A 12778-nucleotide genomic window follows, 5' to 3' on the forward strand; every position below is an offset into this window, starting at 1 on the left:
CGATAGCGGCAAATTTACCCGCTGTCTCGCCTTTTAGGCTAGAGCGTGCCCCATTTGCGGCAAGTCACCATTTGGTGAGGATAGGCTGCAAAGCCCAAAGAATTGGTAAATCCCCACAGTTTTATTGTGGCACGCGCTCAAAAATTGCGGTGAAGAAACCGTCGGTGCCGTGGGCATGGGGTGCGAGTTGCAAGCATTCAGGGACAGATGCCAAAGTGCCGGGCACAGGGCTTTCTAGAACCTCCTGCCACACCGCTTTATAGTCGCACACCTTCCACACACTGTGCGATTTCGCCATAAACTCTTGAATTATTTGCTCATTTTCCGCTGGAAGCAGCGAACAGGTCATATAAATCAGCCTGCCGCCCGGCTTGACCATGGCGGCACCTTCACTCAGCAGCGAGGCCTGAAGCGCGGTCAAATCCGCTAGGCTTTCCTCGTCAAAACGCCAGCGCTGGTCGGGGCTGCGGCGCCATGTGCCGCTGCCGGTACACGGCACATCGACCAGCACACGGTCTGCCGATTTATCAAACTCTTTCAATGCGGTAGCGCGCCCTTCACCCTCAGCTGCGATGCGACTGACCTGAATATTATGAACGCCCGCGCGTTTAAGGCGGCTACGAAAATCATCAAGCCGCTTGCCCGATATATCGAATGCGTAAATCTGCCCGCGGTTTTCCATATCGGCTACAATTGCAAGGCTTTTACCCCCGCCACCAGCACAGAGATCAATCACCTGATGTCCCGGTTTTGCTGCAACAAGCGCCGCCGCAATCTGTGCCGCCTCGTCCTGAATCTCGATCATACCGTCGCGGTACGCCTTCTCAGCACCGAGGTTGATACGAGATTTTATGCGGAAACCAGATTTTGAATATTGATGTTTTTCAATATCTTGAGGCTCTATATTCAAGTACTGCTTTATACCTGAACTGCGCGCGCGCAGCGCGTTCAACCGGACATCAAGGGGCGCGTTTTCAAGAAGCGCTGCGGCGCCTTCGCTGAACTCTTCACCAAATCGAGCTTGTAACCCGCCAGCGGCCCAAGCCGGTACATTTTGCTGGATAGCTTCTGGTGCGACACACCAATCAAGCGCCGTCAGGGCCGTAATTGCCTCTTGTTCAGCCACGCTTAACGCATCAGGTGCGAAGCTGTCCCCCGCATCAAAAAGCTCAAGGCTTTCAACCTCTTGGCGCGCAAGATGGGCGAGAAGGAGCGACCGTCCGCTCAGCGGCATACCGGCCTGCACAAGCCCCCACACCAGCCACTCGCGGCTGCGCAGAACAGCATAGACATAATCGGAAATCGCGCGCTTGTCCTTCGAGCCCGCATAGCGTCGCGCGCGGAAATAATCGCTGACAAGGTGGTCAGCCGGCATCCCGCGCGAAGTGATCGCCGCTTCTATGCTTTCAAGAAGCTCAATGGCGGCGGCTAGTCGCGCGGAAGGCTGCATGCTCTAACGTCTTATTTTGACGGGTAATTTGGCGATTCACGTGTGATGGTAACATCATGCACGTGGCTTTCCTTGAGGCCCGAGTTGGTGATGCGAACGAAACTTGCGTTCTGGCGCATCTCCTCAATGGTGCGGTTGCCCGTATAGCCCATGGAAGCACGCAGACCGCCGACGAGCTGGTGCAGCACGTTTGCGGCGAGGCCTTTATAAGGCACCTGTCCTTCAACACCTTCCGGCACAAGCTTGAGCGTATCTTTTACATCGTCCTGGAAATAACGGTCGGCAGAGCCGCGCGCCATCGCGCCTACGGACCCCATGCCGCGGTACGCCTTGTAGGAACGACCTTGATAAAGGAACACCTCACCCGGCGCTTCTTCGGTGCCTGCAAGCAGCGAACCAACCATACATGCGCTTGCACCCGCCGCGATGGCTTTGGCCACATCGCCAGAGGTCCGCAGGCCACCGTCCGCAATCACTGGAATACCGTGTTTGATAGCAACATTGGCGACGTCATTGACGGCGGTAAGCTGCGGTACACCAACACCTGCAACCACACGTGTGGTACAGATGGAACCCGGGCCGATACCAACCTTGATACAGTCAGCGCCTGCGTCAATCAGCGCCTCAGCGGCGGCGGCTGTCGCTACGTTACCGGCAACAAGCTGGATATGGCCCCAGCTTTTCTTGATTTTGGCAACCTGCTCGATCACGCGAGCGGAGTGGCCGTGTGCGGTATCAAGCACGATGAGGTCACATTCGGCGTCCACCAGCATGCCAGCACGCTCATAGCCCTTCTCACCTACCGTGGTGGCCGCTGCCACACGGAGGCGGCCCTGCGCGTCCTTGGCGGCATGCGGGTTCGCTACGGCCTTTTCCATATCCTTGACGGTAATGAGGCCCACACAGCGGTATTCGTTGTCGACTACAATGAGCTTCTCGATACGGTGCTGGTGGAACAGGCGCTTGGCTTCGTCAGACGAAACGCCTTCCTGCACGGTCACCACTTCGCGGGTCATCAGCTCTGATACCGGCTGGGACATTTGGGTCGCGAAACGCACGTCACGGTTGGTAACGATACCCACAAGCTTTTTGGGGCCAGCGCCGTTGCCGCGTTCAACAATAGGAATGCCGGAAATCCGGTGACGGGTCATCAGCTCCATCGCATCAGCGAGGGTCTGGTCCGGGAACATGGTCACCGGGTTCACCACCATGCCGGATTCGAATTTCTTGACCTGGCGGACCATCTCGGCCTGTTCTTCCTCGGTCACGTTCCGGTGCAGCACACCCATACCGCCAGCTTGCGCCATGGCAATCGCCATTGGAGCTTCGGTCACCGTATCCATGGCGGCCGAAAGAAGCGGCATGTTGAGTTCAATTGACTTGGTGATGCGGGTGCGCACATCGACCTGTGCGGGCATCACATCACTAGCTGCGGGAACGAGGAGAACGTCATCAAACGTAAGACCGAGGCGAATATCCATTAGCTTTCCTGCTCATCAGTGGGCGCTCTGAGAGGCGCATGACCCAGCCACTTTTGTGAGGCCGCGGGCCAACCCTTGGTTAAGATATTCGCCGTTCAATAACCCCAAGCTGGCGCAAAAATCAACGTTAAACTTGTCGCATGCGCAAACTAATCGGAAAGCGGGCTTAAGAGGAGGCCTCGTCCGCCTCTTCCGCCAGCGCGGCGTCAGACGGTGCATGACGGCGGAAGCCCTGTGCCACCACAAACCATTCCTTGCTGTCTTGCCTGCTTGAGGGCGGCTTCGCGTGTTTTACATTGCGGAAATGGCGGTTCATCCGGGCCATCAGGTCATTGTCCGATCCGCCTTGAAGGACCTTCGCGGCAAACGTGCCGCCTTCCGCCAGCACCTTGATTGCAAAGTCCAGTGCGGCTTCACATAGTGCCATGGTACGAATCTGATCGGTCTGCCGGTGCCCGGTAGCCGAGTTGGCCATGTCCGAGAGCACGAGGTCGGCGGGGCCGTCCATCGCAGCCATCAGCTCTTCTTCTGCCCCTTCAGCAAGGAAGTCCATCACCCAGATTTTGGCGCCCGGAATAGGCTCCACTTCCTGGAGGTCGATGCCGATCACCTGCGCGCCCTTGGGGCAGCGTTCAGTGATCACCTGTGTCCAGCCACCGGGTGCGCAGCCAAGGTCAACAATACGCATCGAGCCTTTGATAAGCTCGTAGCGGTCGTCAAGTTCTGCCAGCTTGAAGGCCGCGCGGCTGCGATAGCCAAGGCGGCGGGCTTCCGCCACATATGGGTCATTCAGCTGCCGCTGGAGCCAACGCGTTGACGATGTCTTGCGCCCACGCGCGGTTTTGACGCGCACCTTGCCGCCGCGTGCGCGGCTGCGTGTGTTGGATTGTGTATTCCAGCCTTTAGCCATTGGCCCTTACCTTGTTCTGTTGTCTGGCACCATCGGGCTTGCGGCCCTGCCCGCCACGGCGGCGCGGACGCGCGCCTCGCTCGGTCGGTGCATCCATTTGCATCATACCCCGAAGAATACCCTCTCGGATACCCCGGTCTGCGACCCTGAGGCTCGGCACGTTCCACATGCCAAGGATCGCTTCGAGAATAGCGCAGCCCGCGACGACAAGGTCAGCGCGCTCAGGGCCGATACAGGGCTGCGCAGCGCGTTCCACATGGGTCATTTCAGCCACGCGGCGGGAGAGCGCGTGGATATCCTTCGATTTCATCCAGGCGCCATCCACCTTCTCACGGGCATAGCGCGGCAGTTCAAGGTGCAGGCTGGCAAGCGTCGTAACCGTGCCTGAGGTACCTAGGAACTGTGTCTGCTTGCGGCGTATCACTTCCGATACACGGTGTGCCGCCTCAAACTCCTTCAAGTGTTTCTCAACGATGGCAATCATCTGCGCGTATTGTTCGCGCGGTACCGATTTCCCGACAACGCCGTAACTCTCTGAAAGGTTCACGACACCCCACGGGATTGACATCCAGCCACTGATCTCGGACCGGTTGCCGGGATGCACACGCACCCAGATAAGCTCCGTACTGCCACCACCAATATCGAACACAAGCGCGTGCCGGTTACCGGGCGCAATAAGCGACTGGCAGCCCATTACCGCGAGCCGCGCTTCTTCCTTGGCGGAAATGATATCGAGATTGAGGCCAGTTTCCCGTTTTACACGAGCAATGAATTCATCAGCATTGTCCGCCACGCGGCACGCTTCCGTCGCCACGTGACGCATGCAGGTCACATTCCGCCGGGCAATTTTGTCTGCGCATACTTTAAGTGCCTCAATCGTGCGGTCCATGGCAGCATCAGAGAGGCGGTTGCCGTTCGCCACACCTTCGCCAAGGCGCACGATGCGGGAGAAGGCATCAATCACCCGAAAGCCGCCCTTGGTCGGCCGGGCAATCAACAGTCGGCAGTTATTGGTACCCAGATCAATCGCGCTGTAGACGCTGCGGTTGACCATGGGCCGTTCGCTGCGGCGCGGTGCCTGAGTGTCACTGGTGGGCCGGGCGTCCACCGGTTTGGGGCGCGCGGGCGCGTTATTATCTCGGTTATGCTTAGGGGTTTGTGCCGCGACGTTTGACGCGGTTTTTGCTTCAGGCTTTTGGCCCTTGCCACGATTTCGTCGCCGGTTACGGCGCCGAGGTCGGCCTCCGCCTTCCTCTTTCCTGTGCTGACGGTTCTCGTTTGTGCCTTCAACCGCCGCACCCGAGCCTTTGGCCTCATGGTTTACGGACATCATTTTTCTCTTTTTATCATTTTTATCGCGGCGCTCGGCCGCTCACTTACCACCTGTCTAGCACTGTGCGGCCCCAGCAGACAACAAAATTGCGCGAGTGTCAGATCACGAATTTTCTTAATGTTCTTTTTTTGTTCTTGACGAGGCACAATCAAATACATATAAGAACAAAAAAGGAACGGAGGCGGAAATGTTTGAATTCTCACATATCGTATCGTTGATGCTTTTCATCGTGATCGGCGGCATCGGCATGGCATCAATGCAAGATGGCCTTGGCATCGTGTTCCGCCGTATGGTGGTGATTTTTCGTGCTAGCCGCGTGCGCGATGACCGCGTTGCACTTCCTGCCCGGCATTCTGTACTAACCGACTGACGGACCAATAGGCCGTTACCCGCAAGAGATTGCGGGCAGCATCTGACGCTTTTTGATGATCTATGGACTACGCAAACGAAAGGCGCGGCGAACAACCGAAAATTGGTCGAAGCACCGCGCCTAATCCGAGCGAACCCCCAGGTATGCCCGGCCTTCTTATCTCAGTGGCAGCTCGAAAGCGCCAAGGTCAGTCGCACCTCCCCAAGTTGACTAACCACGCCTGAGTGTGTCGAAGGTTGCAGCATCCGACAGGATTTGTGGTGCCCTGTCAAGGGGGCTTGCAGCCTCAATGGCTAATTAGTGACATTTTTTTGAAATTATTTGCAAAAAGGGACCATAAAGGCCCCTTAAGCACAAAAAAGGTCAATATTACTGACATTTAGCCAATAGGCTCGCCTTGGTACTCCGACACGCGGCAATACTGCTCCCCACCCGTTTCACGGATACGGTTACACAGTTCCTCTGCAGCCTCTTCATTATCGAGTGGGCCGACAATAAGACGCAGGAACGTGCCAATGCCTTCCTGGCTCTGTGTATAAATAACCGGCTTTAGATCGCCAAGCTCCCCGCCAAACGCCTTGAGAAGACTGTTCCAGCCCGACGACACCTGATCCTTCGAACGGTAGGACGCGAGGTGCGCGCCAAAATAGGTACGGTTGTCAACCGGCGCACGGTTGTCGACCGGGGTCGGTGTTGCAGCAGCGTTGGTGCTTGGCTCGGACGCCGGGGCGGATGCATCCGCCCCGGACTGGCTTGTGCCCGTAGGCGCGGCATCTGTCTTCGGCTCTGGTGTATAGGCTGCCTGACGGTCGGTCACTTCTACCGAATAAATCCGGTTTTCCATGTCCTTCATGTCCTTGCGCACAGCTTGCAGTTCTGTGCGTACACGCTTCAGGCTCGCATCAACTTCCGGATCCTTCTGGAAGTTGGCGAGCTTTTGCTCGATACTTTGCAACTGCTCGTTCTGCATCCGCATGTTGCGCGCGAGGTCGACATACAGGCGCTCGAGCGCGTTGAAGCGGTCTTTCAGCTCCCGGTGATTTTCGGAAACGTTACCAACACTGCGCTCCAGCGTGGTTTGACGTGCTTCAACCAGCACTTCTTCGCCTTGCCACAAGTTGCTTGATTGACATGCACCAAGCATGGTGGAGACACAGGCAAGAATTGCCACTTTTGAAGCATTCGATTTTTTCAGCATGTACGATGTGGTCATCACGGCACCCTTTTCGTCGCTTTTCCCTTGCTATCCCGGCAATTTTGAACCCAATTGGGCCGCAAGAGACATGTTCGCCAGCATCAAAGCAAAATCGGTGCCAAGCGACTGATGTGGGGCAAATATTACGGCAGCCATCTTTACATTGCTGTGCTTAACCCCACTTCTTAGTATCTCGCAATGATATAAAAACGGCAGTGAAGGCAGTATATGGATATCCGCACCCTGTGCCTTGGCATTCTGAGCCTCGGCGACACCACAGGCTACGACATCAAGAAGATGGTGGCGGAAGGCGCTTTCAGCTTCTTCTCCGAAGCCAGCTACGGCTCCATCTATCCTGCGCTCACCAAATTAACCGATGAAGGTCTTGTTCTCTGCCGCACCGAAGCACAGGAAAACCGGCCTGACAAAAAGGTCTACAGCCTGACAAGCGAAGGTAGGAAAGCGCTTGAGGCGTCTTTGGTGAATGCGCCGAAGCCGGACCGGAACCGGTCGGAATTTCTCGCGGCCCTCCTGTTCGCGGAAGCGGTGTCACCAAACCGGATCACGAGCCTCATCGAGGACCGCATCGACCATCACTCCGCCCAGATAGAGATGCTTGAACGTTTGCTCGGTGATGAAGACGGCAAGGCCGCGCGTTTTGTGCTGCAATACGGCATTGCCATGCAGCAGGCAGCGCGGAAATTCTTACAAGAGAATGGCGATACGTTCGAGGGCAGCTAGGCGGCAGGCCTAAATGCCCTTCTGCTTCCGGCGACGCTCATAGGCCATGTAGGTCCATGGCATGCTGGCGAGATAAAGTGCTGCGATGATCAGTAGCACAAGCCATGTGCGGACAAAAAGCCCAGCAATCACCACACCGATGACAAGCATCACCGGCACAAAGGCCTCGCGCCGGATACGGATTGCCTTGAGCGAGATGGTCGGGATGGTGGACACAATCAGAAGCGCAATAGCGACTGTGTAAATAATGATGAGCGCCGGATAGGACTTTATAAGCACGTCTTCAAGCGCGAAATCGACCATGAGCGGCACAAGAAGGAGCGCAGCGCCCATAGGCGCTGGGACGCCGGTGAGGAAGCCAAGGCGTTTGCGTGGCTCTTCCTCATCATCAAGCCGGGCATTAAACCGCGCGAGGCGAAGCGCCATCGCAATCGCGTAGATAAGGGCGACACCCCAACCAAGGCGGTCAAGGGACTGCAGGCCCCACAAATAGAGAACAACCGCGGGCGCCACGCCAAAGGCAACAACGTCAGAGAGGGAATCCAGTTCCGCCCCAAAGCGGCTGGTGCTCTTCAGAAGGCGAGCTACGGTGCCGTCAAGCCCATCAAAAACACCCGCGAGCAGCACGGCAAAAACTGCCAACTCCCACTTTCCGGCCAGTGCAAAACGGATCGATGTCAGCCCCGCCATAAAGGCAAAGAGCGTAACAGCGTTTGGCAAAATCGTACGGATCGAGAAAGCGCGTGCCGGCTTCTCGCCCGTGGTGATATCCAAGTCTTCCTGCACTGGGTCCCTCGCCTGCGCTTATGCGGTCTTGCGTGCGATGATGGTCTCACCGCCGATCATGGTCTGGCCAACCTGTACGGTCGCCTCGAGACCTTTGTCGAGATAGATGTCGGTACGGCTGCCGAAGCGAATAAGACCAAAACGCTCACCCCGGCCCACATTCTGACCGATCTCCAGATCACAGAGGATACGCCGCGCGACAAGGCCCGCCACTTGAGCATAGGCGATGTCGTGACCTTCGCTTGTGGTCATGCGAATGAGCTGGCGCTCATTTTCTTCGCTGGCTTCGGTCGCCGCTGCGTTCAGGAACTTGCCCGGCACATGCGCGAGGCCCGTGATTTCACCGGCTGCGGGCGTACGGTTCACGTGCACGTTGAAAACGGAAAGAAAGATCGAAATACGAACACGCGGCTCGTCGCCCATGCCAAGCTCTGCAGGCGGTGCGGCTTCTGTCACGGCACACACGGTACCATCCGCCGGGCTCACGAGAACACCAGCTTCTTCTGGCACCACCCGCTCAGGGTCACGGAAGAAATAGAGACACCATGCGGTCAGAATCAGGCCAATCCAGCCAAGCGGTTCCGAAAGGAAAAACAGGCCAAATGAAATGGCAAAAAATATCACCACAAAGATGTGCCCTTCCTTATGGATTGGCGTCATCACTACATCACTTGCCTTCATACCTTGGCCTTTCAGCTTCAAAAATTCGCGCACACACTGGCGAGTTGCGCATCATCCGTCAAGCAGCACAGTATCCCCGTTGCCGCATTTTGACCTTTATAAAACATAACACTTGCACTGTCGCCAGACTTTCGTCCAAAACAGTTTTGTCGGCATTAACAATTGCTTAAACAGAACAAGCGATTTTAGGCAATATAAACCTGCCCGGCCGTTATGAGGAAATCAGGCTCCATGAAACTGCATGAAAAGCTGGATAAGGTCCAAGGTCACCTTGACAGCCTTGATAATCCCCAGTTCGACAGGATTGATTTCGAGTGGGAAGGCATCCGCTTTCATGCTGTCGCCGACCGCGACGCAGGTGGCGCGGGCACCATCCAACTATCCGCGAAACTTGGTCAGCTTTATTTCACTGTGGAAGACGCAGCACAGCGCACCATGGCGATCGAGCGGGTATATGCCACCAACCGTGGCATCGACGGCGCCTACCGGATTGAGAAAAACGGCCATGTCAGCTTCAATAGCGTGACACGCACCGACCGTCACCTCGCCGGTTCTGACCTGATGGGCGCCTTGACTCTGATTCTCTTGGAATCCGAAACGCACCTGCGCGCACTGCGTGCGCACCTCAAGCCGCTCGAAGACTAACTCATACCTAGTGATTAGTTGCTATTTTGCTGGGCTTTGCCAGGCAGACGGAACATTTGCCCGGGATAAATGAGGTCCGGGTCACGAATCTGTTCGCTGTTTTCCTTGAAGATCACCGTGTAGCGTACGCCAGAACCATATAGCTGGCGCGCGATCTGCCACAGTGTGTTGCCGGGCTTCACCAACACACCACCTTCAGCGAGGCTCTGGTCAATCGCAACACCAGTCTCAAACGGCTGTTCGATGCGAAGTTGCACCTCTCCATCGCCAACGGTCTGGTCTACGCGGATCATATGCGTGCCTGCGGTCAGCGTTTTACCTTCCAGTGGAATGCTCCAGCGACCACTATCATTGGCGCGCACGGAGCCAACAAATTCATCATCGAGGTAAAGTCTCACATCAACCCGAGGGAGCGAACGACCGGTGAATACCGCGGCGCCACCATCACCATAGTCAATGGTATCTACACTCAGGCTCTCACCCACTTCACCGAAAGCAGCAACGCCCGGCTTCTGGAGGACAGTACTCGCGCCCTCCCCGCTTTTGGGGGTCAGGACAGCGACAACACCGTTCTGCTCACGCTCGACAAACCTTTTGTCGTCGCGTTCAGGTACAGAGACCACAACAACGTTGGTCGCCTCTGCGATCAGGTTCTGGTCCTTATCAACGGCCTTGAGGTTCAGTTCAACGGAACCAGCCTCAAGCGGTTCCTGCAAGATCATAACCCACTCGCCATCATCGTTCGCGACAACTTCGTTGATTTTGACGCCATTGGCATAAAGCTCAACCCGTGCACCAGGCGTCATACGCCCCGCAATAACGCCAGTACCGCCGCGGGAAATGCGCACGAGGTCAAATTCGGGCACAGCTTTTTGTTCGACCACAGTTTCCTGCGCCGTTTGCTGTTGCTGTCCTGCGGGATTTTGCGGCTGAACGAGGTCATCAGAGCCACCACCAAAAACGAGATAGCCAACAGCTGCGATACCAATAGCACCAATAACGGCGCCAATGGCTATCCTACGTCTGTCGTCGCTCTTGCTTTCAAGTGGGCCCATGTCACACCATACCAGTCTTACAACAAAGCCTTAACAATCGGGCCTTTATAATGAAAGATGATTTTACTAAAAAGATGTCAAAACTTTGACCTGTCTAGCTTTCTTAATATCCCATATGTGTGAAGGACGATAAAAGTGCAACCCTTGTCCAGCGTATCCACCATGCCCAATTCTTCCATAAAGTCCGTCTGCGTCTATTGCGGTTCGCGCATGGGCAAAGGCAAAGAGTATGAAAACCTGGCTCATGACCTAGGCGAACGTATTGCTGATGCAGGCATGAACCTTGTCTACGGTGCTGGCAGTATTGGCCTGATGGGCGTGGTCGCCCGTGCTGCGCGCGATGCCGGCGCCGACGTGATTGGCATCATCCCCGAACACCTTGACGCAGTTGAAATTACGCAGGATGGCCTTGCTGAATTGCATGTCACAAGGAACATGCACGAACGCAAGAAAATGATGTTCGACCGTTCGGATGCCTTTATAGTTCTGCCTGGCGGCCTCGGCACCTTGGACGAGACGTTTGAGATCATGACGTGGGCGCAGCTGAGCCTGCACAAGAAGCCGATTATTCTTCTCAACCACAAAGGTTACTGGTCGCCGCTTCTGGAACTTGTCGAGAATGTCGTTCGTGAAGGATTTGCCTCCGAAGCCAACGCCTCCCTCCTCCAGGTTGCTGAAACCGCGGAAGAGGCTATGGACCTTCTCAAGCAGTCGGAAGCTCAAACCGAGCCTTCTAACAGCGAGTTGATGTAAAAAAGGATCAAAAGAGTAAAATTTGCCCCTGTTCACTCTTCAACTATATGAATTGTGGTGATAGGGTGCGGCCAAATTTCGCGCCAACTCTCCACGGCGCAAGAATACCCCACGAGAAATAACAAGTTTGAGGGACCAATGAGCAAAATTACCGTAAAAAATCCTATTGTGGAAATCGACGGCGACGAGATGACCCGCATCATCTGGCAATGGATCCGGGAACGCCTGATCCAGCCATATCTTGATGTGGAACTCCTCTACTACGATCTCTCGGTCACCAAGCGTGACGAAACCGACGACCAGATCACCATCGACGCTGCAAACGCGATCAAGGAACATGGTGTGGGCGTGAAATGCGCGACCATCACCCCTGACGAGCAGCGCGTAGAAGAATTCGACCTCAAGAAGATGTGGCGCAGCCCGAACGGCACGATCCGCAACATCCTTGGCGGCACCGTTTTCCGTGAGCCTATCATCATGAAAAACGTACCGCGTCTGGTTCCGGGTTGGACCAAGCCGATTGTTATCGGCCGTCACGCGTTTGGTGACCAGTACCGTGCGACCGACTTCCTTGTGCCAGGTGCCGGCAAGCTCACCATGAAGTTCGAGCCGGCTGATGGCGGTGAAGCGATCGAGCGCGAAGTGTACGAGTTCGAAGAAGCTGGCGTTGCCATGGGTATGTATAACGTGGATGCCAGCATCCGCGATTTCGCCCGTGCGTGCATGAACTACGGCCTGAGCCGTCAGTGGCCGGTTTACCTCTCCACCAAGAACACCATCCTGAAAGCCTATGATGGCCGCTTCAAGGACCTGTTCATGGAAATCTTCGAGAATGAGTTCAAAGACAAGTTCAAAGACGCTGGCATTACCTACGAACACCGCCTGATCGACGACATGGTCGCTTGCGCGATGAAGTGGGCTGGTGGCTTTGTCTGGGCTTGTAAGAACTATGACGGCGACGTGCAGTCCGACACCGTGGCACAAGGCTTCGGTTCGCTCGGCCTCATGACCTCCGTTCTCATGACGCCAGATGGAAAAACGGTTGAATCCGAGGCCGCACACGGCACGGTGACCCGACACTACCGCCAGCACCAGGAAGGTAAAGAAACGTCGACGAACCCGATCGCTTCGATCTTCGCATGGACCCGTGGCCTCAAGTACCGCGGCAAAATGGATGGTACGCCTGAAGTTACGGCCTTCGCTGAAGCTGTTGAGAAGGTCTGCATCAACACGGTTGAAACCGGTTCGATGACCAAAGACCTGGCGCTCCTGATCGGCCCGAACCAAAGCTGGATGACCACCGGCCAGTTCTTCGACAAGATCGACGAGAACCTGAAAGCCGAGCTTGGTTAAGCGTTAAAAGCGCTATCAAACACAG

At 55.9% G+C, this 12778-nt stretch carries 13 protein-coding genes; 5 read left to right on the forward strand and 8 right to left on the reverse strand.

The genetic code is table 11. The features are described 5' to 3' along the window. Positions 1-121 precede the first annotated feature (121 nt). The 4 genes from B150_RS0106905 to B150_RS20035 all read right to left on the reverse strand — a co-directional run bounded on the left by B150_RS0106905 (position 122) and on the right by B150_RS20035 (position 5174). Positions 122-1450, reverse strand: coding sequence for an RsmB/NOP family class I SAM-dependent RNA methyltransferase (locus B150_RS0106905; protein ID WP_020399169.1), 1329 nt, complete (start codon positions 1448-1450; stop codon positions 122-124). Positions 1451-1461: 11 nt separating this feature from the next. Beyond that, positions 1462-2931, reverse strand: coding sequence for an IMP dehydrogenase (gene guaB / locus B150_RS0106910; protein WP_020399170.1), 1470 nt, complete (start codon positions 2929-2931; stop codon positions 1462-1464). Between the two features lie 166 nt (positions 2932-3097). After that, positions 3098-3841, reverse strand: a complete 744-nt coding sequence (locus B150_RS0106915; RefSeq protein ID WP_020399171.1) for an RlmE family RNA methyltransferase — start codon at positions 3839-3841, stop codon at positions 3098-3100. After that, a complete protein-coding gene (locus tag B150_RS20035) occupies positions 3834-5174 on the reverse strand; it encodes a Ppx/GppA phosphatase family protein (RefSeq protein ID WP_081611357.1) in 1341 nt (446 codons plus the stop codon). Before B150_RS20035 ends, B150_RS0106915 begins: the two co-directional genes overlap by 8 nt. A 187-nt stretch (positions 5175-5361) precedes the next feature. Between B150_RS20035 and B150_RS0106925 the strand changes: the two genes are divergently transcribed. Further along, complete coding sequence (locus tag B150_RS0106925) at positions 5362-5544, forward strand: hypothetical protein (protein WP_020399173.1); 183 nt, start codon at positions 5362-5364, stop codon at positions 5542-5544. 379 nt (positions 5545-5923) lie between these two features. Here B150_RS0106925 and B150_RS0106930 read toward each other — a convergent pair whose 3' ends face one another. Next, complete coding sequence (locus B150_RS0106930; protein ID WP_155859967.1) at positions 5924-6757, reverse strand: SPOR domain-containing protein; 834 nt, start codon at positions 6755-6757, stop codon at positions 5924-5926. A 210-nt stretch (positions 6758-6967) separates the two neighbouring features. On the opposite strand from B150_RS0106930, the gene B150_RS0106940 reads away from it, so the two are divergent. Beyond that, a complete protein-coding gene (locus tag B150_RS0106940) occupies positions 6968-7480 on the forward strand; it encodes a PadR family transcriptional regulator (RefSeq protein ID WP_020399175.1) in 513 nt (170 codons plus the stop codon). A gap of 9 nt (positions 7481-7489) precedes the next feature. Here B150_RS0106940 and pssA read toward each other — a convergent pair whose 3' ends face one another. Together pssA and B150_RS0106950 are read right to left on the reverse strand one after the other, a co-directional pair. Next, a complete protein-coding gene (gene pssA / locus B150_RS0106945; RefSeq protein WP_020399176.1) occupies positions 7490-8266 on the reverse strand; it encodes a CDP-diacylglycerol--serine O-phosphatidyltransferase in 777 nt (258 codons plus the stop codon). An 18-nt stretch (positions 8267-8284) separates the two neighbouring features. Next, the gene (locus B150_RS0106950) at positions 8285-8947 is read right to left on the reverse strand and encodes a phosphatidylserine decarboxylase (protein WP_026168249.1); all 663 of its coding nucleotides are present in this window, start codon (positions 8945-8947) and stop codon (positions 8285-8287) included. Positions 8948-9178: 231 nt separating this feature from the next. Here B150_RS0106950 and B150_RS0106955 point away from each other — a divergent pair, with 231 nt between their 5' ends. Continuing rightward, on the forward strand, positions 9179-9592 hold the full coding sequence (locus B150_RS0106955; protein ID WP_020399178.1) for a hypothetical protein: 414 nt from the start codon (positions 9179-9181) through the stop codon (positions 9590-9592). Positions 9593-9606: 14 nt separating this feature from the next. Here B150_RS0106955 and B150_RS0106960 read toward each other — a convergent pair whose 3' ends face one another. After that, on the reverse strand, positions 9607-10647 hold the full coding sequence (locus B150_RS0106960) for a LysM peptidoglycan-binding domain-containing protein (protein WP_020399179.1): 1041 nt from the start codon (positions 10645-10647) through the stop codon (positions 9607-9609). 162 nt (positions 10648-10809) lie between these two features. Between B150_RS0106960 and B150_RS0106965 the strand changes: the two genes are divergently transcribed. Then, positions 10810-11400, forward strand: a complete 591-nt coding sequence (locus B150_RS0106965; RefSeq protein WP_040565250.1) for a TIGR00730 family Rossman fold protein — start codon at positions 10810-10812, stop codon at positions 11398-11400. Positions 11401-11538: 138 nt separating this feature from the next. Further along, positions 11539-12753, forward strand: a complete 1215-nt coding sequence (locus tag B150_RS0106970; RefSeq protein ID WP_020399181.1) for an NADP-dependent isocitrate dehydrogenase — start codon at positions 11539-11541, stop codon at positions 12751-12753. Positions 12754-12778: the final 25 nt, after the last annotated feature.

The organism is Kordiimonas gwangyangensis DSM 19435 = JCM 12864 (genome assembly GCF_000375545.1).
GTDB lineage: Bacteria > Pseudomonadota > Alphaproteobacteria > Sphingomonadales > Kordiimonadaceae > Kordiimonas > Kordiimonas gwangyangensis.